The sequence below is a fragment of the Streptomyces sp. NPDC050263 genome (genome assembly GCF_040655955.1).
Classification (GTDB): Bacteria; Actinomycetota; Actinomycetes; order Streptomycetales; family Streptomycetaceae; genus Streptomyces.
Window position 1 is genome coordinate 1 of sequence record NZ_JBFAKW010000010.1, and the last position, 23,286, is coordinate 23,286.

General features: G+C 68.9%; 24 protein-coding genes and 1 riboswitch. Of the genes, 11 read left to right on the forward strand and 13 right to left on the reverse strand.

Going from position 1 to position 23,286, the window contains the following annotated elements; all coding sequences use genetic code 11:
• Positions 1–403: 403 nt before the first annotated feature.
• A complete protein-coding gene (locus tag AB0J04_RS06620) occupies positions 404–793 on the reverse strand; it encodes a VOC family protein (RefSeq protein ID WP_363167258.1) in 390 nt (129 codons plus the stop codon).
• Positions 794–881: 88 nt separating this feature from the next.
• Between AB0J04_RS06620 and AB0J04_RS06625 the strand changes: the two genes are divergently transcribed.
• Positions 882–1,652, forward strand: a complete 771-nt coding sequence (locus tag AB0J04_RS06625; protein ID WP_363167259.1) for a TetR/AcrR family transcriptional regulator — start codon at positions 882–884, stop codon at positions 1,650–1,652.
• A 142-nt stretch (positions 1,653–1,794) separates the two neighbouring features.
• Here the strand turns inward: AB0J04_RS06625 and AB0J04_RS06630 are convergent, their stop codons facing one another.
• The 3 genes from AB0J04_RS06630 to AB0J04_RS06640 are packed head-to-tail and all read right to left on the reverse strand — an operon-like array spanning position 1,795 to position 3,764.
• Positions 1,795–2,142, reverse strand: a complete 348-nt coding sequence (locus AB0J04_RS06630; RefSeq protein ID WP_363167260.1) for a YciI family protein — start codon at positions 2,140–2,142, stop codon at positions 1,795–1,797.
• 60 nt (positions 2,143–2,202) lie between these two features.
• Positions 2,203–3,111, reverse strand: a complete 909-nt coding sequence (locus AB0J04_RS06635; RefSeq protein WP_363167261.1) for a virginiamycin B lyase — start codon at positions 3,109–3,111, stop codon at positions 2,203–2,205.
• Complete coding sequence (locus AB0J04_RS06640) at positions 3,108–3,764, reverse strand: CatB-related O-acetyltransferase (protein ID WP_363167262.1); 657 nt, start codon at positions 3,762–3,764, stop codon at positions 3,108–3,110. Before AB0J04_RS06640 ends, AB0J04_RS06635 begins: the two co-directional genes overlap by 4 nt.
• A 278-nt stretch (positions 3,765–4,042) precedes the next feature.
• Here AB0J04_RS06640 and AB0J04_RS06645 point away from each other — a divergent pair, with 278 nt between their 5' ends.
• The 3 genes from AB0J04_RS06645 (at position 4,043) to AB0J04_RS06655 (ending at position 6,886) form a co-directional block, all read left to right on the forward strand.
• Positions 4,043–4,630, forward strand: coding sequence for a TetR/AcrR family transcriptional regulator (locus tag AB0J04_RS06645; RefSeq protein WP_363167263.1), 588 nt, complete (start codon positions 4,043–4,045; stop codon positions 4,628–4,630).
• A gap of 27 nt (positions 4,631–4,657) precedes the next feature.
• A complete protein-coding gene (locus AB0J04_RS06650) occupies positions 4,658–4,822 on the forward strand; it encodes a recombinase family protein (protein WP_363167264.1) in 165 nt (54 codons plus the stop codon).
• Between the two features lie 675 nt (positions 4,823–5,497).
• The gene (locus tag AB0J04_RS06655) at positions 5,498–6,886 is read left to right on the forward strand and encodes a serine hydrolase domain-containing protein (RefSeq protein WP_363167265.1); all 1,389 of its coding nucleotides are present in this window, start codon (positions 5,498–5,500) and stop codon (positions 6,884–6,886) included.
• Between the two features lie 81 nt (positions 6,887–6,967).
• Here AB0J04_RS06655 and AB0J04_RS06660 read toward each other — a convergent pair whose 3' ends face one another.
• Positions 6,968–7,420 carry a GNAT family N-acetyltransferase gene (locus AB0J04_RS06660; RefSeq protein WP_363167266.1) on the reverse strand — a complete coding sequence of 151 codons (453 nt, stop codon included), beginning with the start codon at positions 7,418–7,420 and terminating at the stop codon, positions 6,968–6,970.
• Between the two features lie 10 nt (positions 7,421–7,430).
• The gene (locus AB0J04_RS06665) at positions 7,431–7,904 is read right to left on the reverse strand and encodes a MarR family transcriptional regulator (protein WP_363167267.1); all 474 of its coding nucleotides are present in this window, start codon (positions 7,902–7,904) and stop codon (positions 7,431–7,433) included.
• A 144-nt stretch (positions 7,905–8,048) separates the two neighbouring features.
• On the opposite strand from AB0J04_RS06665, the gene AB0J04_RS06670 reads away from it, so the two are divergent.
• Complete coding sequence (locus tag AB0J04_RS06670; RefSeq protein WP_363167268.1) at positions 8,049–9,359, forward strand: MFS transporter; 1,311 nt, start codon at positions 8,049–8,051, stop codon at positions 9,357–9,359.
• Between the two features lie 74 nt (positions 9,360–9,433).
• On the opposite strand, the gene AB0J04_RS06675 is transcribed toward AB0J04_RS06670, so the two are convergent.
• Positions 9,434–10,300, reverse strand: a complete 867-nt coding sequence (locus AB0J04_RS06675) for a GNAT family N-acetyltransferase (protein WP_363167269.1) — start codon at positions 10,298–10,300, stop codon at positions 9,434–9,436.
• An 815-nt stretch (positions 10,301–11,115) separates the two neighbouring features.
• Here AB0J04_RS06675 and AB0J04_RS06680 point away from each other — a divergent pair.
• Positions 11,116–12,693, forward strand: coding sequence for a globin domain-containing protein (locus AB0J04_RS06680; protein ID WP_363167270.1), 1,578 nt, complete (start codon positions 11,116–11,118; stop codon positions 12,691–12,693).
• A 63-nt stretch (positions 12,694–12,756) separates the two neighbouring features.
• Here AB0J04_RS06680 and AB0J04_RS06685 read toward each other — a convergent pair whose 3' ends face one another.
• The 5 genes from AB0J04_RS06685 to AB0J04_RS06705 all read right to left on the reverse strand — a co-directional run bounded on the left by AB0J04_RS06685 (position 12,757) and on the right by AB0J04_RS06705 (position 16,494).
• Complete coding sequence (locus tag AB0J04_RS06685) at positions 12,757–13,239, reverse strand: NUDIX hydrolase (protein WP_363167271.1); 483 nt, start codon at positions 13,237–13,239, stop codon at positions 12,757–12,759.
• Between the two features lie 88 nt (positions 13,240–13,327).
• Positions 13,328–14,233, reverse strand: coding sequence for a LysR family transcriptional regulator (locus AB0J04_RS06690; RefSeq protein WP_363167272.1), 906 nt, complete (start codon positions 14,231–14,233; stop codon positions 13,328–13,330).
• Positions 14,234–14,463: 230 nt separating this feature from the next.
• Positions 14,464–15,621 carry a cystathionine gamma-lyase gene (locus AB0J04_RS06695; RefSeq protein WP_363167273.1) on the reverse strand — a complete coding sequence of 386 codons (1,158 nt, stop codon included), beginning with the start codon at positions 15,619–15,621 and terminating at the stop codon, positions 14,464–14,466.
• The gene (locus AB0J04_RS06700) at positions 15,618–16,109 is read right to left on the reverse strand and encodes a low molecular weight protein-tyrosine-phosphatase (RefSeq protein WP_363167274.1); all 492 of its coding nucleotides are present in this window, start codon (positions 16,107–16,109) and stop codon (positions 15,618–15,620) included. The genes AB0J04_RS06695 and AB0J04_RS06700 overlap by 4 nt, the downstream gene beginning before the upstream one ends.
• Positions 16,110–16,116: 7 nt before the next feature.
• Positions 16,117–16,494 carry a phage holin family protein gene (locus AB0J04_RS06705; RefSeq protein WP_363167275.1) on the reverse strand — a complete coding sequence of 126 codons (378 nt, stop codon included), beginning with the start codon at positions 16,492–16,494 and terminating at the stop codon, positions 16,117–16,119.
• A 58-nt stretch (positions 16,495–16,552) separates the two neighbouring features.
• Here AB0J04_RS06705 and AB0J04_RS06710 point away from each other — a divergent pair, with 58 nt between their 5' ends.
• The 4 genes from AB0J04_RS06710 (at position 16,553) to AB0J04_RS06725 (ending at position 18,876) form a co-directional block, all read left to right on the forward strand.
• Positions 16,553–16,870, forward strand: coding sequence for a cupin domain-containing protein (locus AB0J04_RS06710; RefSeq protein WP_363167276.1), 318 nt, complete (start codon positions 16,553–16,555; stop codon positions 16,868–16,870).
• Between the two features lie 183 nt (positions 16,871–17,053).
• Positions 17,054–17,266, forward strand: a complete 213-nt coding sequence (locus AB0J04_RS06715) for a DUF5326 family protein (RefSeq protein ID WP_351907652.1) — start codon at positions 17,054–17,056, stop codon at positions 17,264–17,266.
• 199 nt (positions 17,267–17,465) lie between these two features.
• Positions 17,466–18,329, forward strand: coding sequence for an IclR family transcriptional regulator C-terminal domain-containing protein (locus tag AB0J04_RS06720; protein WP_363167277.1), 864 nt, complete (start codon positions 17,466–17,468; stop codon positions 18,327–18,329).
• 100 nt (positions 18,330–18,429) lie between these two features.
• Positions 18,430–18,876: an SsgA family sporulation/cell division regulator gene (locus AB0J04_RS06725; protein WP_363167278.1), complete on the forward strand. Its 447-nt coding sequence runs from the start codon at positions 18,430–18,432 to the stop codon at positions 18,874–18,876.
• A gap of 313 nt (positions 18,877–19,189) precedes the next feature.
• Here the strand turns inward: AB0J04_RS06725 and AB0J04_RS06730 are convergent, their stop codons facing one another.
• Complete coding sequence (locus AB0J04_RS06730; protein ID WP_363167279.1) at positions 19,190–20,452, reverse strand: YibE/F family protein; 1,263 nt, start codon at positions 20,450–20,452, stop codon at positions 19,190–19,192.
• 821 nt (positions 20,453–21,273) lie between these two features.
• A riboswitch (TPP riboswitch) is annotated at positions 21,274–21,463 on the forward strand.
• On the opposite strand from AB0J04_RS06730, the gene thiC reads away from it, so the two are divergent.
• Positions 21,456–23,258 (forward strand): phosphomethylpyrimidine synthase ThiC, encoded by a 1,803-nt coding sequence (gene thiC, locus AB0J04_RS06735; protein WP_363167280.1) that lies wholly within the window; start codon positions 21,456–21,458, stop codon positions 23,256–23,258. (Overlaps the previous riboswitch by 8 nt.)
• Positions 23,259–23,286 lie beyond the last annotated feature (28 nt).

Sequence of the window (23,286 nt, forward strand, 5' to 3'; positions counted from 1 at the left end):
CCTGGGCGCGGCCGACCAACTCGTCGATGAGCTGGTCGTCCACCCCCTTCGCCGGCTGCGGCTCAGCGGCCTCGACGGACTCGGCCTCGGTCACGTTGTCGCTGGTCATCGATGCATCTTCCTTGATCAGGAGTTACACCGATCGTTTTACAGTCCCCCACCTCCGACGTCTTCGGCCTGGACGAGAAGACCGCGATCCGCTACGCGGATTCCGCACGGGCCCTGCTGGAACAGGCCGCCGAGGTCGGCCCTGTGGAAGCTCCTCGAAAATCCGGAAATCTCCAGGGCCCCTCGCGTTCTCCACCTGGGTTGAGGGGCTCAACAACAGATCAGGGCCTCTCCTAGCGGCGGCCCTGTGACCCTGGCTGAGCGTCATCGCTTTGGGGCGCCGCCGCCGGTTGTCTCAGCGGCTGGTTGGCGCGTTCCAGTCGACCAGTTGGACGATGACGCCATTGGGGTCGCGGACCTGAAAGGCGCGCTCGCCCCACTCCTCGTCGGTCAGCGGCATGGTGATCGCGACGCCTTCGGAACGCAGGCGCGCCAGCTCGCCTTCGAGGTCCTCGACGACGAAGGCGAGGATCAGACCTGCGGTGTGCTCGTCGCGCTGGTCTGCCGGGAGGCTCTCCAGCCCCCGCCGCAAAAAGATGACGTTCATGCCCACGTCGTCGCGCGTCAGGGAGGCGAAGCCGTCGGCGGCCATCTCCTCACGGAACCCGAAGTGCTCGACGAGGAAGGCGCTGGAGGCGGGAACATCGTCAACGTTGAGCGACACCGCACTAGAGGTGATCTTCATGGCAACTCCTCCGGAATCACACTGGGCACATTCTCTATACGCAGTACAATGTACATCGTACAGAGTCAGGTTGCGAGAGGATGCCCCCGTGCCGAAGGAACGAACCAGCTCGGGCGACCCGGCCCACACCCTGCAACTGTTGTGGCGCGGCTCCTCCCCTGACCGTCGCCGAGGACCGCGACGGGGACTGAGCATCGACGCGGTGGTCGAGGCTGCCACCGCCATCGCCGAGGCTGAAGGCCTGGCCGCGGTGACCATGCGCCGGGTAGCCAAGGAACTCGGCGTGGTGCCGATGACGCTGTACACCTACGTCCCCGGCAAGGCCGAGCTCCTCGACCTCATGCTCGACGCCGCCTACGCCCGTATGCCCCGCACCGACACCACCGGACAGCCCTGGCGCCAACGCGTCACTGCTATCGCCGAGGAGAACAAAGCCCTCTTCGAACGCCACCCATGGGCCGCGGCCGTCTCCACCGTCAGGCCTCCACTGGGGCCGGGGCAGATGTCAAAGTACGAGCACGAACTGTCCGGGCTCGAGGGCCTCGGCCTCAGCGACGTCGAGATGGACGGCTGCCTGACCCACCTACTCACCTTCGTGCAGGCATGCGCCGTTGCCGTCGCCGACGCCCGCGCCGCACACCGCGACAGCGCCCTGAACGACCAACAATGGTGGGAGCTGAACGCCCCACTCCTCGCCCGGGTCCTTGACGAGAACGCCTACCCCACTGCCGTCCGCGTCGGCGCAGCAGCAGGCGCCGCACACAGCAGTGCCTACGACCCCGACCACGTCTACGCCTTCGGCCTGCAACGCGTCCTCGACGCCTTCGGCGCCCTCATCGACCGACGCGGAAACGCGTAGACCGTAGACATCGACTCCATCGCACCGGCACGACGCCGTTGCCCCGTGAGCCGGAGCAGCTGTCGCCAGACGAAGCCGGGCGGCACTACAGAGGCGACCCTGCGGCCGGGCTCTGCGCCGTCGGGCCGGTTCCCGGCGTCGGTCAGGCGGATTCGAGGATCGGGCGAACCTCGACGGTCTCCGGGGTGGGAAGGCTCTTGGCCAGTTCGAAGGCTTCCGCGCGGTCGGCCACCTCGACGATGAACCAGCCGCCGAGGGTCTCCTCGCCGGCGTGCGCGGGCCCGTCGATCAGCGTCGACGTCCCGTCGGCCGCAGTGCGCACCGTCGCGGGCGCGATGCGCTCAGTCTCCAGGGCTTCGCCGCCGACCAGCTTCCCGGCCGCGGCGAGGCCGCCTATCCAGCGCTCGTACTCCTTGCGGTACGCGGCCCGGTCGGCCTGGATCCGGCGGCGCGACTCGTCCGTCTCGAAGATCACGAGTGCGTATTTCATGAGACTTCCTCTCCGGCCGCCGTACGGGCGACCACTGCTGACGGTGTGTGAAGGGGCTGTTCAGGCGGTGCTGTCCGCCGGGGCGATGCGGGCGAGGGTGCCGATCTCCAGGGCGGTCCATAGGGCGCTGTCGGGACCGAGGGTGATGCCGTGCGGTTCGGAGTGGGGGGTGGGAAGGTCGTGGACGGTGATGGAGCCGTCGGGGGTGATCGTGCCGACGCGGTTGCCGCCCCATTCGGTGAACCATGCGGTGCCGTGGCCGTCGATGGTGACGGCGTGCGGTCGAGCGGTGCGGTCGGGCAGCGGGAACTCGGTGATCTGCCCGTCGGGAGTGATCCGTCCGATCTGTCCGGCGGCGATCTCGACGAACCAGAGCGCTCCGTCGTGGCCTGCGGCGATCCCGACCGGCGCCGCCGCCTCCGTCGGCAGGGGATGGAGGGTGACCGTACCGTTCGTGCCGATCCGCCCGATGGCGTTGGCCCGGTTGAGGGTGAACCACATGCCTCCGTCGCGGCCGGCGGTGATCGCCGAGGGAAACGCACCGGTGACGGGCAGCGGAAATTCGGTGAGGTGACCGTCGACGGTGATGCGGCCGATACAGTCGGCGGCGGTCTCGGTGAACCACAGCGCGCCGTCGGGTCCCGCCGCGATACCGAACGGCCCGCCGCCGCGCGTGGGCACGTCAAATGCGTCGATGACGCCGTCGGTGGTGATTCGCCCGATCCGGTCACCCCGGTACTCGGTGAACCACAGCGCGCCGTCGGGGCCGGGTGTGATGACGGTCGGCCCGCTGTCCGGGGCGAGTTGGTGACTCGTCGGCTCCTCGCCGGGGACGAGGCGGCCGATCCGGCCGCTGTGGACGAGGGTGAACCAGAGCGCGCCGTCCGCTCCCGTGGTGAGGGCGTAGGGTCCGGCCGCACTGTCGGCCACCGTGTGTTCTTCGATGGATACCTGGGTCACCTGGCTCAAAGGGACTGCCCCAATCCGTGCTCCCTGGCGATGAGTTCGATGTCGTCAGGGGTTCCGGCCATGATCGTACGAGCGTGTTCGGTGACCAGGTCGGCGGGCCAGTCCCACCAGGCGGCGCGCAGCAGCCGCTCGATGCCGGCGTCGTCGAATCGCCGGCGGATCGGTTTGGCCGGGTTGCCGCCGACGATCGTGTAGGGCGGGACGTCGGCGGTGACCAGGGCGCCGGCCGCGACGATGGCACCGTCACCGATCCGTACGCCGGGCATGACGGTCGCCCGGTACCCGAACCAGACGTCGTTGCCGACCACCGTGTCGCCGCGGCTGGGCATGGCGGTGACGATGTCCAGCGTCCGCTCGGCCCACCGGCCGCCGAACATGGTGAACGGGTACGTCGACACCCCCATCGTCGGATGCTCGGCGCCGGCCATCAGGAACGTGGTTCCCGAGGCGATCGCGCAGTACTTGCCGATGACGAGACGCTCCGGCCCATAGGCGTAGAGGACGTTGCGGTGCTCGAAGTCCGTGGCGCCGTCCGGGTCGTCGTAATACGTGTACTCGCCCACGATGATGTTCGGTGAGGTGACCAGCGGGTTGAGGAACACCACGCGTTCGTGGGCGGGCAGCGGGTGCACGGTGGTCGGGTCAGGGGACAAGGTCGGGGTCCTTTGCGTGGTTGAGGGATGTCGCATCCGGCCCTGGCAGGGCGTCGCCGGGCCAGGGCCGGATCACCCTGGCCGGTGGGGCTTCAGGTGCTCTCGGGGCTGGGCGGGGTGACCCACTCGATGAACTGGACGATCACACCGCTGGACTCCGTTACCTGGAAGTAGCGTTCTGCGCAGAACGGCACGGGCCGTGCCGCTGAGAAATGGTTGATCAAGAACAGAGGTTTGTCAACACGGCACGTGCCGTGCCGTGCCGATATGATGTCGGCATGACCGACCGCCGCGACCGCTCCGACCAGCGCACCGAAACGATCATGAGAGCTGCCCTCGACCTCGCTCTGGAGGGCGGCTACGCCAAACTCAGCATCGAGGCGGTCGCGTCCAGGGCGGGAGTAGGCAAGCACACCGTCTACCGGCGCTGGCCCTCCCGAGGTCCGCTCTTCCTCGACGCGGTGCTCAGCCTGAGCACCGACAGCCTGAGCCATCCCAACACCGGCGATGTCGTCGCCGACCTGCGCGAGACCATGACAAAGGCCGTCAGCCTGCTCGGCCGGCCTCCCTGGGGTCCGCTCTACCAGGCCCTGATCGGCGAAGCACAGCACGATCCGGAGGTGGCGACTGCGCTCTACCGGCGTTTCATCGAGCCGCAGACGGCCAACACCCTGGAACGCCTCCGAGACGCCAAGGACCAAGGGCAACTCGCACCTGACTTCGACCTGGACCTCGCCTTCGACGTCCTGTCCGGCCCGCTGTACTACAGACTCCTGATCACACAGCAGCCCATCACCCCCGCCTACATCGACCGCGTCCTGCAGGCGGTGTTCGCAGGGATGAGCCCCAGAGCACACAGGCCGTAGCCGACGGAAGCCATCGCGGTCATCAACATGGTCGCCGAACTGCGCGACCGCAGTATCGGCTTCACCTCGCTGCACGAGAATCTGGACACCACCACCCCCGGCGGCCGGCTCGTCTTCCACGTCTTCGTCGCCCTGGCGGAGTTCATCCACGAGCTCATCGTCATCCCGGCGAGGATGGCCGCGATCGGGTAGCACCAACGAGGGCCTGGCCGCCGCCCGCGCCCGCGGCCGCGTCGGCGGGCACCCCAGCGTCGCCACCGAGGAGATCATCCGCGCCGCCCGAGACCTGGGCCGCTCCATCACCTCGATCGCCAAGCTGCTCGGCGTCTCCCCGGGCACCCTCTACAACCACATCCCCGACCAGCGCGAACTGCGCGCCGGCGGCGTCCCCCGCCAGCTCGAAGCGCCCTCGCAGTAGGCAGACCCGAGCGTCGCCGATCCTCGCGCCCGGTCCGGCCCAGAGCATCACTCTGCGCTACACGTCCTTTCGCCGTAGCTATACGAGAACAGGGCCATGAACACCACCGGCTGTGGTCCGCAGACGGAACGTGGGAGCTTCTGCTCCAGCAGGCCCAGGCCGCTGCCAACGCGGCGATGAGATCGACTGGGCCATCTCGGTCGACTCCACCATCGTCCGCGTTCACCAACAATCCGGCCGGCACCCGCACGCAGACGCCTCTGGGCCCCTGCGCCGAGGAAAATGACACGCACCATGGGAATCCGGCACTGACACGATGCTGGAACGGTACGCAAAGCCGCAGGTCACAAGAGCTGACGCTGAATCAGGTAATGGGAACCTACAGCGACCCAGGGCCATTACGGCGAAATGAGCTCGACGCCGGCCGTGTGGGCCGGTGGACTGAGCGCATGACGACATCTCAGGAAGAGCTGCTCCCCGGCACCCGTCGCGCGCTGCTGCACCGGGTCGCCGTGGCCCAGGCCGAAGGGCGGGCCCCGTCGCTCGTCGCAGCGGTCGTACGGGGCGGGCGGGCTGTGTGGCACGGGGCGCGGACCTCGGTCGACGGGCACGCGCCGGACGAGAACGTGCAGTACCGGATCGGCTCGATCACCAAGACCTTCACCGCCGTTCTCGTGCTGCGGCTGCGCGACGAAGGAGTGCTCGACCTCGAGGACCCGCTGGAGAAACACCTGCCCGGCACCGGCGCGGGGGAGGTCACGGTGGCCGAACTGCTCGCCCACACCGGAGGGTTGGCGGCCGAGTCGCCCGGACCGTGGTGGGAGCGGACCCCTGGCGCGCTGCGGCCGGAGCTCGCCGATGTCCTCGGCGACATGACGGCCCCGCATCCGGCCGGCCGACGCCACCACTACTCGAACCCCGGCTACACGCTTCTGGGCGCTCTCGTGGAAGAGCTCCGAGGGGCGCCCTGGGAAGACGTACTGCGGCGTGAAGTGCTCGAACCTCTCGGCCTCGACCGTACAAGCGTCCGACCGCAGGCCCCGGCCGCGGGCGGTTGGGCGGTGCATCCCTGGGCCGACGTCCTGCTGCCCGAGCCCGCCGAGGACTTCGGACGGATGGCCCCGGCGGGCCAGCTCTGGTCCACGACCGGCGACCTCGCGCGGTTCGCCGCCTTCCTGGCCAGGGGCGACGACCGGGTGCTGAGCGCGGAAACCCTGCGCGAGATGGGGACCCCCGCGGCCCCGGCCGGGCCGGCGGATGTGGCGGACGGCGCCGCGTACGGCTTCGGACTGCAGATCCAGCACCGGGACGGACGGCTGCTCGTGGGCCACTCCGGCTCGGTGCCCGGCTTCCTGGCGACCCTCACCATCGGCATGGCGGACGACGTGGCCGCCGTGGTGCTCGCCAACTGCACCTCCGGCCTGCTGACGTCCCAGGTGGCAGTCGATCTCGTGCGCATCGTCGCCGAGGCAGAGCCGAGGATTCCTGAGCCCTGGCGTCCTCTGCGGGAAGTCGACCGTTCCGTCCTGGAGTTGGCGGGCCAGTGGTACTGGGGGACCAGCCCCTCTGTCCTGCGGGTGACGGCCGACGGACTCGTCTCCCTGGGGCCGCTGTCCGGCGGTGGCCGGCGCTCCCGGTTCAGGCCGAACGGGGACGGCACATGGACCGGTCTGGAGGGCTACTACGCAGGAGAGCTCCTGCGGGCGGTGCGCAGGCCGGACGGGAGCGTGGACCACCTGGACCTGGGGTCGTTCGTGTTCACCCGCGAGCCGTACGACGAGCGGGCCGCGGTGCCCGGCGGCGTCGACCCGGAGGGATGGCGGGGGATCGGCTCTTAGCACCGCTAGGAGGAAGCGCCCTGTTTCACGTGAAACAAGGCGCTTCCGCTCAAGGACCTGCTCTTCCGGGGATCGGAGTCCTCAGAGCTGCAGCTTGAAACCCACATGTGAGGCGACGAAGCCCAGTCGCTCGTAGAGCCGATGGGCGTCGGTGCGCGCGTTGTCCGAGGTCAGCTGGACCAACTGGCAGTTCTCCCGGCGGGACTCCTCGATCGCCCACTCGATGAACCGTGAGCCCAGACCGCTTCCGCGCTCGTCAGCGTGCACGCGCACACCCTCGATGATCGACCTGGTCGAGCCGCGTCGGGACAGACCCGGGACGATCGTCAGCTGGAGGGTGCCGACGACGTGTCCCTCGCGGACAGCCACGACCAGGCGCTGGTTCGGGTCGGCGGTGAGCCGTTCCAGCGCGGTCAGATACGGGCCGAGGTCGTCCGGAGACTCGCGCTGTGCGCCCAGGGGGTCGTCCGCGAGCATGCCGACGATCGCAGGGACGTCCTCGGCGACGGCGGCTCGTATTTCAAGATCTCCCATGACCGCAACCCTATGCACCCAGGGCGGCAGCGGGTGTCTTCAACGACTCCACGACCCGTACCAGCGGAGCCAGTTCCGGGTTCTCAGCGGCTGTGTCGAGAGCCTCGCGCAGGGCGCTGTCATTGGTCGGACGCGCTTCGGCAAGGAGCTTCAGGCCGGTGTCGGTGACGTTGGTGTAGATGCCGCGGCGGTCGGTGGGGCACAGGTAACGCTCCAGCAGACCGCGGTCCTCGAGCCGGGTCACCAACCGGGTGGTCGCACTCTGGCTGAGAACGACGGCGTCGGCCACCTGCTTCATCTGTAGATGCGCGCCGTCGCCGTCGTGCTGTCGGCTGAGCACATCGAGCAGGGAGTACTCGCGCACGCTCAGGTCGTGCCGCGCCTGCAGTGCGCGCTCGATGTGGGCCTCGATCCTCCCGTGCAGCAGGGAGAGGGCGCACCAGCCCTGGGCGAGGGCGGTGAGCGCGGGGTCCGTCGCAGTCATGGGCGTTTCTCCTCCGTGCCGGAGCGGCTGACACCAGGATAGGGCACTTCCGCAATAGCCTGCGGTTGCAGATAGCCCGCGTATGCAATTATTGCCTCCGAACGTAAAGCGCACCTGCAATCGTCTGGGAAGGTTCTAGCCTCTATGCCTCTCGCGCTTCTTGCCCTCGCGATCGGGGCCTTCGGAATCGGCACGACCGAGTTCGTGATCATGGGACTGCTGCCCGAGGTCGCCGGCGATTTCGGGGTCTCCATCCCCACGGCGGGCTTCCTCGTGACCGGCTACGCGCTCGGTGTCGTGTTCGGCGCCCCGCTTATGACCGTCCTCGGCACCAAGATCCCGCGCAAGCGGATGCTGATGCTGCTGATGGGCCTGTTCATCGTCGGCAACCTGCTCTCCGCCGTCGCCCCGGCCTTCGCCGTGCTGCTGATCGGACGCGTGGTCGCCTCGCTCGCCCATGGGGCGTTCTTCGGCATCGGCTCGGTCGTCGCGGCCGACCTGGTCGCCGCGGACAAGAAGGCCGGGGCCATCGCGATGATGTTCACCGGGCTCACCGTCGCCAACGTCGTCGGCGTCCCGCTGGGCACTCTCGTCGGACAGAACATCGGCTGGCGCGTCACCTTCGCCGTCGTCGCCGCGCTCGGCGTCGTCGGGCTGGTGGGCATCGCGAAGCTCGTGCCCGAGATGCCACGGGCCGAGGGCGTGCGGCTGCGGCACGAACTGGCCGCCTTCAAGAACGCCCAGGTCCTGCTCGCCATGGCGATGACCGTCCTCGGCTTCGGCGGGGTCTTCGCGGCCATCACCTACATCGCGCCGATGATGACTCACGTCGCCGGTTTCGCCGACGGCTCCGTCACCTGGCTGCTCGTTCTCTTCGGGCTCGGAATGGTCGGCGGCAACCTCGTCGGCGGCAAGTACGCGGACCGCGCCCTGATGCCCATGCTGTACATCTCGCTGGGCGCCCTCGCGGTCGTCCTGGCGCTCTTCACTCTCACCGCCCACAACAAGGCCCTGGCGGCCGTCACGATCACTCTGATCGGCGCCCTGGGCTTCGCGGCCGTCCCTCCGCTGCAGAAACGGGTCCTGGACCAGGCGCACGGCGCCCCGACGCTGGCGTCGGCCGTGAACATCGGCGCCTTCAACCTGGGCAACGCGCTCTCGGCCTGGCTCGGCGGCGTCGTCATCGCCGCGGGCCTCGGCTACACCGCGCCGAACTGGGTCGGCGCTGCACTGGCCGCAGGCGCGCTGATCCTCGCCTTCGTGTCGGCAGCGTTGGAACGCCGCGACAGCGCCCCCCGCAGCCCTGGCCACATCGTCGCGGGCAGCACCGCTACCGAGCGACAGGAGACGGGTGCCCATCGCGACGGTCGTCTGATCGGTGCGATCGGGGTCGGGGGCGGTGCTCCTGAGCAGGACCACGGCTTTGCCGCGACGGCCGTGGAGGCGCTTGCCTGACGGCGGGCGCCCATGCCAGAACGCCGGCTCCCCGACCAGCAGGGGAACCGGCGTTCTTTCGTCTGTTCGTGCCGTCAGCCGGCCGCCACCGTCAGTGGAGCGAACCGGCGGCGCCAGTCGCCCGGCAACTCCGGGACCCCGTGGGTCAGGACGGTGTTGAACGCGACGGACTCCATGCCCCGCGACTTCGCCCACTCCAGCAGTTCTTCGTGGCGTACGTCGATGTCGGTGCGCAGTGGACGCTCTGTCCCGGCGGCGAGGGAGGCCAGAAGGGCCTTTGCCGTCTCCGTGTCCCGGGCGATCAGCGGGCCCACGACGTGGGTGTCCATGTTGGGCCATGCCGCCGCGAAGCCGACGATCCGGCCGGCGTCCTCGGCGACCCGCAACTGGTCGGCGAAAGCGGGCAGACGGATGATCACATGCGTGCGATCGACGCCGAAGACCTCTTCATCGAGCCGGAGGATCGCGGTGAGGTCCTCGGCCGTGGCCGCACGGGTGGCGACGCCTGAAGCCGGTTGGCCGGGTGTGAAGTGCCCTTGCACCATTTCCGCCCGGCCGGTGGTCTTGAAGCCCAGCTCCTCGTAGAGCGGACGGCCGTTCGGCGTGGCGTGCAGGGTGAGCGGGGTGGTTCCCATGAGGGAGACGATGTGCCGCATGAGCCGCCGGCCGATGCCTTGCCGGGCATGCCGTTCGGCGACCAGCACCATGCCGACGGCGGCGAGAGCGGGGCGGCCGTGCGGCCCGTACTCGGTGACGACACAGGCGCTGACGAGACCCCCGTCGGGGTCGTCGATGCCGTATCCCTTTCCAGCCGAGAGGAGGAGGCCCCACTTGTGCTCCTCGCGCGGCCACCCCCGATCCTCGGACAAGTCGGCGCAGGCGGTGAGGTCGCGGTGCGTCAGGCGGCGGATGGGCAGAGCTGTGGGGGAAGGAGTCGGCACGCAGGTCAGGCTGTCCGACCGGTGCCGTCGACGTCCACCCGTTTCCCCTTGGACGTGCGTGCTTTTGGCCATGTCGTGGCCAACTGCATAGTGCGTCGACAGCCAGGAAGTGTTTCACGTGAAACACGTGCAGCAGAAGGCGGAGCAGAGGACCAGAGCAGAGGTGCCGTTTCACGTGAAACAGCGGTGAACGACAGGCTCGGGAGAGCCCCGTCAGGGACCTCGAGGTTCATCTTTGTGGAAAGTCTGACTGGTTGGGGCGCTCACGCGACCTACGGTTCGCGTTTTCCTGCGATCAACTCGGACGGCCATCTGTCGGGCCTCGCAGCCCACTCCTCCGTAGGTAAGGATCTATGGGATGCCTATGAATTGGTGTGTCACGCCCGGTTATTGAAGGAATCGATGGTTCGCGCCCCAAGTGCGTCCCAGGAGGCAGGGGGGACTTGTGTGGCGAGCGGCGGCCGGTATGGTCGACTCCGGTTCGCTTCCGGTACGAGGTGCGCGAGACTTGGTGCACACATTCCGTGTGGGCCGGGAACAGGCCAATGCAGCCTAACGGGACGGAGAGATCGAAGACCCGCATTTCCGGTGATGCGGCCGAGGCGTTCGCGCAGGATGCGATGCTGCGATGAGAGGGCTGTGCCCCATATCGCACTCTCGCCTTACGCGTTCGTGCGGAGCAGGAATACGGGTGGACCGCGGCCGTCTCGGGCGCGGAACCGAACGGAGAAGCAAGCCGTCTGCGGGGGAAGCAGGCACCTTCCGATCCAGGAAGTGCACAGACCGACCTAAAGATGTTCGAGGCGAGGCACACCATGGACGCTCCGACCACCAGGTCGGCCGACAACGGCACGTCCGGCGGCGGGGACGGATGGTTCACGCCGCGCAAGCAGCCGGAGCCTGCCGCAGAGGGCGAGCAGGGGGCTACAGACGGCCGTCGCCTCGCCGGCCTGCGCCCCGTGGGCAGGAGCACGGCCGACCCGTACGGCAGCAACGCGCCCCAGGACCGCACCACGGACGCCGGTACCCGAATACAGCCCAGCCCGCCGGGTCCCACCCCGTCGGCTCCCACCGCGCCGGACCCCACTACGCCGGGCTCCACCACGACGGCCGCCCATCCTCAGGCCCCCGCTGCCCCTCAGGCACCCGTCGAATGGCGTCAACCCACGCAGCAGCGCACCGCCCTCGCCGAGCCTCGCCGGCCTGACCGGCAGGAGCCCACAGTCTCGCCCGCCGAGCCTCTCGTGCCCGCACAGCGGTCCGCAGCGGCGAAGGCCGAGTCCCCGGACGCTGTCCTCGTTCGGCGCACCATGACCGAGGTGGGCCCAGTGGCCGACAAGGTGACGTCGTACTTCTACGCGATGCTCTTCGTCCGCCACCCCGACCTGCGCTCGCTGTTCCCGCCCGCGATGGACGCCCAGCGGGACCGGCTCCTCAAGGCACTGCTCACGGCCGCGGAGCACATCGACAACACCCCGGTCCTCGTCGAGTACCTCCAGAACCTCGGCCGCGGCCACCGCAAATACGGCACGCAGGCCGAGCACTATCCGGCCGTCGGCGAGTGCCTCATCGGCGCGCTGAGCAAGTACGCGGACGCCGTGTGGGACGCCGAGACGGAGGCGGCCTGGGTCCGGACGTACACGACGATCTCCCAGGTCATGATCGATGCGGCGGCCGTCGACGAGCTGCGCGCCCCGGCCTGGTGGCACGCGGAGGTCGTGTCGCATGACCTCCGCACACCGGACGTCGCGGTCCTCACGGTCCGCCCGAACCAGCCCTACCCCTTCCTCGCCGGGCAGTACACGACCTTGGAGACGCCGTGGTGGCCGCGGATCTGGCGGCACTACTCCTTCGCCTCCGCGCCCCGCTCCGACGGTCTGCTGACGTTCCACGTGAAGGCCGTTCCCGCGGGCTGGGTCTCCAACTCCCTGGTGCACCGGGCGCAGCCGGGCGATGTCATCCGGTTGGGTCCGCCGGCCGGTTCGATGACCGTCGACCACACCAGGAACAGCGGACTGCTCTGCCTCGGTGGCGGCACCGGCATAGCGCCGATCAAGGCGCTGGTCGAGGATGTCGCGGAGCATGGAGCGCGACGCCCGGTCGAGGTGTTCTACGGCGCCCGAAGCGACCACGACCTGTACGACATCGACACGATGCTCAGGCTTCAGCAGTCCCACTCATGGCTACAGGTCCGCCCGGTGGTGGACCGGCACGGTCTGATCCAGCTGCCCGACGCCATACGCACCTTCGGGCCCTGGACCGATTACGACGCCTATGTCTCCGGGCCGCCCGGCATGATCCGCAGTGGCGTGGACGCCCTGCGTGGGGTCGGCATCCCCTCGGAGCGCATACGGCACGACTCGGTCGAGGAACTCGTCGCCACGGGAAGCTGAAACCACGCCTTCCGCGAGGCACGCCGGACCCGGACCGGGACGTCAGCCGAGGACCGGGGGACGTCAGCCTAGGTCAGGAGCATGCATGGCGCGGACGCCCTCGATGTTGCCGTCCAAGTAGTGCCGCAGTGACAGCGGCACCAGGTGGACCGAGGCGATCCCGACTCGGGTGAACGGCACACGGACGATCTCGTACTCGCCGGCGGGTTCCTCGATCTCGGGGCCGTGCCGCAGGGCCGGGTCCATGGACTCCAGGCGGCAGACGAAGAAGTGCTGCACTTTCACACCGGTCGCGCCGCCGTCCTCACCGATGTGCTCGACGGTGTCGACGAAGCAGGGGACGACGTCGGTGATCTTGGCGCCGAGTTCCTCGTGCACTTCCCGGTGCAGGGCGTCGACGACGGTCGCATCGTCCGGCTCGACCCCGCCACCGGGCGTGAGCCAGTACGGATCCACACCGGGTTTGGTGCGCTTGATCAGAATCAGATGGTCGCCGTCCAGCAGAACGGCTCGTGCGGTGCGCTTGACCACGGGTCGGACGGTCATGGAAGGAATGTGGCCCGGCTGGTTCCACGTGAAACATCGCGAAACGTCACCGGGGGAGCCCATACCGTGACACCGCGCTGGAACGGGGTCAGCACCACTCGGTTGCCGCCCTCAGCAGCCACTCGTGGGCCCGGGCCACATGCGGCATCGCGAGCGTTCCGGTGCGCACCACCAGGACGTATGTCCGCAGCGGCGGCACCGCGGGCTCATGAAGCGCAACGACGTCACCGCGTTCAAGAGCCGTCGCGCACAGATAGCGGGGCAGGACCGCCAGGCCGGCGCCCGCGCTCGCGCAGGCGAGCACCGCGCGCAGGTCGGGAACGATGACGGTGCCGGAGGCGGCGGGGCGGGAGTCGAAGACGGAGGCCCAGTAGCGGGAGACCAGGGGCAGCGACTCATGGACCTCGACGACGGGGAGGTTCTCCAGTGCGGACGCGCCCTTGCGGCGCAGTTTCCCGGTGTCGATCCGGCCGTCCCACTGCGGGCCGGCGATCAGGACGTGTTCCTCGTCGCACAGCGGGGTGGCTGTGAGCAGCGCTCCGCGCGGCCGGGCCGTGCTGATGGCCAGGTCGTGGTGACCGGCGGCCAGGCCCTCCAGGACCTCCTCGGCGTTGCCGAAGGACGCGCGCAGCGCATAGCCCTGTCCGTCGTCGCCGGAGAGCTCTGCGAGCGAGGGAAGGGCCCGCTCGGCGGTGAACTCGGGGGGACCGGCGAGGTGCAGTGTCCGTACGGCGGACTCGTCGTCCAGGCCGGTCTCGGCGATCTCCACCAGGGCATCGAGATGGGGAGCGGCCTTGTGAGCGAGCTCGTCGCCGATGCTCGTGGGGGTCACGCCACGAGCCTGGCGCAGGAACAGGGGCCGGCCGAGCTGGCGCTCCAGCGTGCGGATCTGGGAGGTCACGGCCGGCTGGGACAGACCCAGCAGAGCGGCTGCGCGGGTGAAGGAGCCGGCCCGGTGCACGGTCACGAAGGTGCGCAGCAAGGCCAGATCCATGGAGCGTCCTCCCCTTTCGCTGCCTTTCTCCCGGCTCCGAGGCAGGGCCCAACTATAAATAAGTCGATAGGTTTCTGTCGCTACAGTGATTGGACACTGACACAGAGTCAACTAGCCTTGTTCGCGCGGTTCTTCGCGCGCAGAACCGAGGACGGTCCGAGCCACGAGGGGGGAGGCTCGGACCGTCCGCTGTGTGGAGCGGGACCCCGACGGGGGCCTCCGTAAGGAGGTCACCGCGCCGACTCCTCCAGCGCACGCAGTACATCCGCCACCAGGTCCTCGGGGTCCTCGGCACCCACGGACAGCCGGATGAAGCCCTCCGGCACCGCGTCCCCGCCCCAGCGCCCCCGCCGCTCCGCGGTGGACCGCACCCCGCCGAAGCTCGTTGCGTCGTCCACTAGCCGCAGAGCCTCGAGAAACCGCTCGGCACGCGCGCGCGTGGACAGGGTGAAGGAGACCACGCACCCGTAGCGCCGCATCTGCTGGGAGGCGATCTTGTGGGAGGGGTCGTCGGGCAGCCCCGGGTAGCGCAGCCCGCTCACCTCGGGCCTCCCCCGCAGCGCCTGCGCCACGGCCAGGGCGCTGGCGTTCTGCCGGTCGACGCGCAGTTGGAGCGTGGCGATCGAACGGTGCGCGAGCCAGGCCTCCATGGGCCCGGGAATCGCCCCGACGATCTTGCGCCAGCGCCGTACGGCCGTCATCGGTTCACCGGCCGGCCCGGTGACATAGCCGAGGAGGACGTCGCCGTGGCCCGTGAGCTGCTTGGTGCCACTGGCCACGGAGAAGTCCGCGCCGAGTGCCAGCGGGCGCTGCCCGAGCGGGGTGGCCAGCGTGTTGTCCACGGCCACCAGGGCGCCACGCGCGTGTGCCGCCTCTGCGAGCCGCCGGATGTCGCACACATCGAGCCCGGGGTTCGAGGGGGACTCGATCCACAGCAGCTTCGCGCCGTCTAGGACGTCGAGCTGGGCGTCGTCACGGGTGGGCGCGGTGCGCACTTCGATGCCGTAGGCCTCCAGTTGCGCGCGCACCAGCGGCAGCACCTGGTAGCCGTCGTCGGGCAGCACGACGGTGTCCCCGGCCCGCAGTTGGGAGAAGAGCACCGCTGAGATCGCGGCCATGCCGGAGGCGAAGGCGAGCGTCTCGTCGCCGTCCCGCCCCGGTGCCTCAAGCTCGCCGATGGCGTGCTCGAGGTGGGTCCAGGTCGGGTTCTCGTCACGGCCGTAGGTGTACGGGCCCGTGGGCTCGCCCGGCAGATGGAAATGCGCCGCGAACACCGGGCCGGGCAGGGTCGGCTCGTACTTCACCGGCTCGGGCAGCCCGGCCCGCACCGCGCGCGTGCCCTCGCCGGCGCCACGGGGAAGCCCTTCGGCCGAAGCGGAACCGCTCATGTCAGTCGTCCTTCCACGTCATGTCGTACCGCGGCGAGTAGACCGTTGCTCGCCTCCTCCACCATCTCAAGGCACTCCTCGAAGCCGTCCTGGCCCCCGTAGTAGGGGTCGGGGACGTCCAGGTCGCCCTCGGCCGCGGGGTCGTAGGAGCGCAGCAGCCGTACCTTCGCCGCTTCCTCGCGCGTGGGCGCCAGAAGGCGCAGGGCCTTGAGGTGGCCGGAGTCCAGAGCGATCACCAGGTCGAGACGGGCGAACCACGACGGCTCGAAACGCCGGGCCGTGTGGTCGAGGGCGTATCCGTGCCTCTCCAGGACGGAGAGGGTGCGCGGGTCGGCGTTCTCGCTCTCGTGCCAGTCGCCGGTGCCCGCGCTGTCGACCTCGACCAGCCCCTCGAGGCCCGCGTCCGCCACGCGCGCGCGGAACACCGACTCGGCCATCGGCGAGCGGCAGATGTTGCCGGTGCAGACGAAACAGACGCGGTAGGTCATCGCGGCCTCAGTCCCCGTCGGGCAGGACGACGTTGAGCGCCCAGGAGACGACGGAGATGATCAGGCCGCCCAGGACCGCGGTCCAGAAGCCCTCCACATGGAAGCTCAGGTCGAGCGTGTCGGCCAGCCACGAAGTGAGCAGCAGCATCAAGGCGTTGACCACCAGGGTGATCAGACCGAGCGTGAGGATGAACAGAGGGAACGTCAGTACCTTCACGATCGGCTTGACCAGGAAGTTCACCAGGCCGAAGAGCAGTGCGACGACTATGAGGGTGCCGATCTTCTTGCCCGTGCTGTCACCGGTCAGGGTGATCTTGTCGAGCAGCCAGACGGCGACCGCCAGGGCGCCTGCGTTGGCGATCGTCTTGACTACGAAATTCTTCATGTGTCTGATCGTGGCAGAGAGATCGCAAACGAGCACCGGACGAGGGCGGACAAGGTCGATGAAGGCATTCCGGTTGGATGAACTGGAGGCGGAGCGCGCCGCCAACGATGGTGCCTACCTGCAGTTTCTGCATGAACGGAACATGTCGGTCGGGCTGTATGCGCTCGACGCCGGCACGCATGATCCACAGAACCCGCACAACCAGGACGAGGTGTACTTCGTCGTGAGCGGACGGGCCTCGATCACCGTCGGCATGGAGACCACGCAGGTGGCGCGCGGCAGCGTGGTGTACGTCCCGGCCGGGGTGGCCCACAAGTTCCATCACATCAGCGAGGACCTGCGGGTTCTGGTCATGTTCTCGCCGCCAGAGGGCTGAGCGTCTACGTCTCGCAGCCGATGCACGGCCTCGGGGTTCCCTAGGGGATCGGTCAGGGGAGGACAAGGGGTCCGAGGCCTCCGCCGGCACCCCCTTCGGATCTAGCATCGACGGCAGGACATCGAAATGATCCGGCCTGACAAGGGCGCCGGACATCGACCGAAGAGGATGAGGACCAGGGCGATGCAAGAGATCTTCACGGGACTGCCGTGGTGGGTGAAGTGGGTCGCGGTGCCGGTCATCGCGCTGGTCGTGTTCGGCGGGCTGATAGCCAGCGTCGTCGGGTTCGTGATCGGTCTGCTCTTCAAGCTGCTGATCTTCGTGGCGCTGGTCGGTGGACTGATCTACGTCGTACGGAAGTTCATGTCGAGTTCCTCCTCGCGCAGCGACTGGTGAGCCGTACGGGAGGCCGGTGATCGGTAACAGGAATCACCGGTTCCCTCGGCCGGGGGAAGTTTTCCCGACAGCCCGTCTGCAAGCGGTGGTGGACGGTTAAAGTCCGGAATTCGACGCGGGGACGACCCCCGCGAGCGGCGTACACCCCCCTCCCGTGTTCCCCCGCACGGACCGCCCCCTCGCGCTTCGGGAGTGACCCTTGGCCACGGTTGACACCGCATCCGCAGAACCGTTCGCACCCCCCGGCAGGCCGCGTTCCTCCGCACCCCCGCTCCAACGCCCGCCGAACACTGCGGTAGCCGAGCATCCGCACTCCGCTGCCACCCTGATCGGCTCCGTCCAGCGCGCCATGCGCCTGCTGGAATCCGTCGCCGAGCACGAGTACGGAGCCCCGGCGAAACAACTCGCCCGGGAGACCGGCCTCGCGCTGCCCACGGCCTACCACCTGCTGCGCACCCTCGTGCACGAGGGCTATCTGCGCCGGGACAAGGGGCTGTTCTTCCTCGGCGAGGCAGCCGAACGGCTCGGCAGCAGCGGGGCGGCGCAGAAACGTCGCAGCACGGTCGCCGACACCCTGGCGCAGTGGCGTGATTCGATCGGTGTCCCTGTGTACTACGCCCAGTACCGCGACGGCGAGATCGAGATCATGTGCGTCTCCGACACCCCGGGCAACCCGGCCGTCGAGGAGTGGGCCGACTTCCGCGAGACCGGACACGCGCACGCCATCGGCCAGTGCCTGCTCGCCCAACTGGACGAGGACACCCGACGCGACCACCTGGACCGCTACCCGGTGGAGTCGATCACCCCGTACACCGTGCGTGACAACCACACTCTGTTGCGCCGCCTGGAGCGCATGCGGCGTATGGAACCGGTCGTGGAACGACAGGAGTACGCGCTGGGCACCGTCTGTGCCGCCATTCCGATCACCGTGGGCGCCACGGCGGCGACGATGGCGATCTCTCTCCCCTCCCACCACGCCGACCGGTTGCTCCCGGCGGCACGGCAACTGCAGAGCGAGGTCGGGCGACTGTTGGGGGCGCTCGCGATCTCTATCAGTATCTGAAAACTCACTCCTTGTGATCTGTTGTGTACGTTCAGCAAGATGCGTGCAGTGTCAAAAGGTTCATTCCCGGCCAGTCGACGGCAAATGACGGGGTAAGGCGATGCGCGAGTCCGTGCAGGCAGTACAGGCAGAAGTCATGATGAGCTTCCTCGTGTCCGAGGAGCTCTCGTTCCGCATCCCGGTGGAGCTGGGGTACCAGTCGTGCGATCCCTATGCCGTGCGGCTCACCTTCCACCTGCCCGGTGACGCCCCGGTGACCTGGGCCTTCGGGCGCGAACTGCTCATCGACGGGGTGGGCAGGCCGTGCGGCGAGGGTGACGTCCGTGTCTCGCCCGCCGATCCCGACGTGCTGGGCGAGGTTCTGATCCGGCTTCAGGTCGGCGGCGACCAGGCCCTGTTCCGTTCCTCGGCGGCGCCGCTCGTGGCCTTCCTCGACCGCACCGACAAGCTGGTCCCGCTGGGCCAGGAGGGTGCGCTGGCCGACTTCGACGCGCATCTGGACGAGGCGTTGGACCGGATCCTCGCCGAGGAGCAGAGCGCCGGCTGACGGGACGGCGGCGAGTGGTAGCAGAACGCTTCGCCACTGGTGAAGCTATGCAGGAACGCTTCTCCTGTGACGCTGCGACCGATCGGCTGGAGGGGCCTTCTCGGGCCTTCTCGTGCTTCCGGGGGGCTTCCCGGTCCTTCTGGGTCGCTCCCCCGGACCTCTTCGTTGGGTGCTCCCCGGACCTCTCCCTGGGGTGCTCCCCCGGCAGACCGTCGGGGGAGCCTGGCGGAGAGCGGGCCGGGGCCCAAGTCGCCGATGCACCGATGCGCCGGCTCGCGGAGGGACTCCCGCCCCGGCCTCCCGCCCTCCGGCTCTAACGCTTGCGTCGCCTGCCGCGGCCGCCCCGGCCCTGGGCGGGACCAGCGGCAGCCGCTGCCACCGCAGCGGTCGGAGCCGTCGGAGGCGCCGGAGTCGTCTCCTGGGCCGGCACGGACGCCGTTCCCGGGCCCGGCCGGTCGGCGGCGACCACCAGCGCGGCCAGGGCCGTTGTGACGGGCACGGAGGCGACCAGGCCGATCGACCCGACCAGGGTGCGCACGATCTCCTCGGCGACCAACTCGCTGTTGGCGACGGCGCCCACGCTGCTCTGCGCGATCGAGAACAGCAGCAACAGCGGCAGCGCTGCACCGGCATAGGCGAGGACGAGCGTGTTGACCACGGACGCGATGTGGTCCCGGCCGATGCGGATGCCGGCCCGGTACAGCCCCCGCCAGCCCATCGACGGGTTGGCCTCGTGCAGCTCCCAGACGGCCGAGGTCTGCGTGACCGTCACGTCGTCGAGGACACCGAGCGAACCGATGATGATGCCGGCGAGCAGCAGACCGCTCATGTCGATCGACGGATACAGGCCGTGGATCAGGCCGGTGTTGTCGTCCGTGTTGCCGGTGAGCGCCGCCCAGTCGATGAACAGCGAACCGAGGATGCCGATGAGCAGCAGTGAGATGAGCGTGCCGAGCACCGCGACGGAGGTGCGGGCCGAGAGGCCGTGACACAGATAGAGCGCGATCAGCATTATCGCGCTCGCCCCCACCACCGCCACGACCAGCGGGTTCGAACCTTGAAGGATCGCCGGCAGCACGAAGAAGTTCAGCACCAGGAAGCTGATGGCCAGCGCGACCAGCGCCATGACGCCCCGAAGCCGCCCGACGACCACGACGGCGACCGCGAAGATGATGGCCAGCACGCCCATCGGGATGCGCCGGTTCACGTCGGTCACCGAGTACTGAAGGTCCTTCGGCGCGGAGGGCTCGTAGGCGACCACGACCTTCTCGCCCTGGTCCAACTGCCGTGACTGGTCCGGCTGGACGATCTCCGTGAACGTACGGCCCTTGTCATTGCCGGTGTCCACGCGGATCGTGGCCCTCTTGCAGGAGCCGCTCGCCTGCTGCTGCGCGGACGAGCCCTCGGCCGTCGAGGTGTCGCCGGTCGGGGTGTCGCCCGAGGCGTTCACCGACGCGCAGCTCACCTTCACGACCTTGGTGACCGTGGCCTGCTGGGTCTGCCGGTCGAAGCCGACTCCGGTGCGCTCGTGCGCCGGAGCTCCGCCGGGCCACAGCACGACGAGCCCGACCAGCACCGCCGCACCGAACGGGATGAGGATGGCCGTGATGACCTTGCGCAGGTGCTGCGAGACGGGGGCGGCCGGACCGTGGCTGTGGCTGTGACCGTGGGAATGCCCGTGGCCCCCGCCGGAACCCGGGCCGTGCCCGTCGCCGGCGCCCGAGCCGTTCCCCCCGCCGGAACCGGGGCCGTGACCGTGCCCGCCGGAACCCGGCCCGTTGCCGTTGCCTTCGCCGCGGCCATGATCGTGACTGCCGCCGTGGCCCTCGCCTGGCTCGCTCCGAAGACCACCACCATGGCCGCTGCCGTGACCGCCGTCGGGGCTCTGCCCATGTCCGTGCTCGCGGTCACGGCCGTATTCGTCGCCGGGGCCGGGGCCGTATCCGCGCCCTTGACTGCGCCCGTTCCCGTATTGGTAGCCGGTTCCGCGCCCGCCGCCGCTGCCGGGTGGGCTGTGCCCGGGCCCTCCGCCAGAGCCCGGCCCTCGGCCCTGTCCCGGCCCTTGACCCCTGGGGGCACCGCCGCGCGCCGGTCCGTCCAGCCCGCCCAGTCCACCCAGCCCGCCGGCGTATCCCGGCCCCTGTTCGGGGCCGTGCCCGTGGTTGCGTCCGTGATCGTGACCGCCGTTGAAGGCGCGGTCGTCACCGGGGCCGCGTCCAGAGCCGTTGTCGTTGCCGCTACCAGGGCCGTCGCTCGGGCCGTTTCCGGCGCCGGGCCGGCGGGGCGGCTCGGGCGGTGGGTACGGAGGCTGGTGTGTCGTGGTCACCGACCGATCATCGCAAGAACGGTAGGGGCCCTCTGTTCACCGCGCCCGAATTGACGCTAGCGTGGAGGCACCTTTGCACACGCGGGAGCTCGGAGCACCGGGCTGAGAGGGCGCTGACCTCCGTCTTTGCGATGTTTCACGTGGAACGTCTCTCGAGTCGAGTGATGTTTCACATGAAACCTCGGCAGGCGGTAGCCGCTGCGTCGACCGCCGAACCTGTTACCGGGTAATGCCGGCGTAGGGAGTAGGTCTCATGACCAACAAGGACGCACGCACGCCTGCCTCCGTTCGGGACGAAACGTCCCAGGAGGTCGGGAAGTCCATCGGCTGGCACAAGGGGTACGTCGAGGGCACTCGCCCCGACCTGCGCGTGCCGGTCCGTCAGGTGCATCTGACCAACGGGCAGTCGGTCGCGCTGTACGACACCTCCGGTCCGTACACCGATCCGCTGGTCGACACGGACGTCCGCAGGGGGCTGCTGCCACTGCGCGACAACTGGATCATCGGCCGTGGCGACACCGAGGAGTACGCGGGCCGTCCCGTCCGCCACGAGGACGACGGCATCAAGCACACCTCACCGCGCGGTGGTCTGCGCAATCTCGACGCGGTCTTTCCGGGGCGGCCGCGCCTGCCCCGTCGTGGCCGGGACGGCAAGGCGGTGACTCAGCTCGCGTATGCCCGCCGGGGTGAGATCACCCCCGAGATGGAGTTCGTGGCCATCCGAGAGAACGTTTCTCCTGAGGTGGTCCGCGAGGAGATCGCGGCGGGCCGTGCGGTGTTGCCGGCCAACGTCAACCATCCGGAGATCGAGCCGATGATCATCGGCAAGCGCTTCCTGGTGAAGGTCAACGCCAACATCGGCAATTCGGCGGTGACGTCCTCCATCGAGGAGGAGGTCGAGAAGATGACCTGGGCGACCCGTTGGGGCGCCGACACGGTCATGGACCTGTCCACCGGCCGCAACATCCACACGACCCGCGAGTGGGTCCTGCGCAACTCCCCCGTCCCCATCGGCACGGTGCCGCTGTACCAGGCGCTGGAGAAGGTCGACGGCCGCGCGGAGGAACTGACCTGGGAGATCTACAAGGACACGGTCGTCGAGCAGGCCGAGCAGGGCGTCGACTACATGACGGTCCACGCCGGTGTCCGCCTGCCGTACGTCCCGCTCACCGCCAACCGGAAGACCGGCATCGTGTCGCGCGGCGGCTCGATCATGGCGGCCTGGTGCCTCGCGCACCACAAGGAGTCGTTCCTGTACGAGAACTTCGAGGAACTCTGCGAGATCCTCGCCGCCTACGACGTCACCTACTCGCTGGGCGACGGGCTGCGGCCGGGTTCCATCGCGGACGCCAACGACGAGGCCCAGTTCGCGGAGTTGAGGACGCTCGGGGAACTCAACCGGATCGCGAAGCGTTTCAATGTTCAGACGATGATCGAAGGCCCGGGCCATGTCCCGATGCACAAGATCAAGGAGAACATCGACCTTCAGCAGGAGATCTGTGATGAAGCTCCGTTCTATACGCTCGGCCCGCTGACGACGGACGTCGCGCCGGCGTACGACCACATCACTTCCGGCATCGGTGCCGCGATGATCGCCTGGTGGGGCACGGCCATGCTCTGCTATGTCACGCCCAAGGAACACCTGGGCCTGCCCAACCGTGACGACGTCAAGACGGGCGTCATCACCTACAAGATCGCCGCCCACGCAGCCGACCTCGCCAAGGGGCACCCCGGTGCGCAGGAATGGGACGACGCGCTGTCCGACGCCCGCTTCGAGTTCCGCTGGGAGGATCAGTTCAACCTCGCCCTCGACCCGGACACGGCACGGGAGTTCCACGACGAGACACTCCCCGCGGAGCCGGCGAAGACGGCGCACTTCTGCTCGATGTGCGGGCCGAAGTTCTGTTCGATGAAGATCAGTCAGAGCATCAACGAGCGGTTCGGCGCAGGGGTCGCCGACGGGGCCACGGCTGAGGAGATCGCCGAGGGGATGTTGGAGAAGTCGAAGGAGTTCGCGGCGAGCGGAAGCAGGGTGTACCTACCGCTGGCCGACTGACGCCTCTGGATTGGCGCTGCCCGATCAG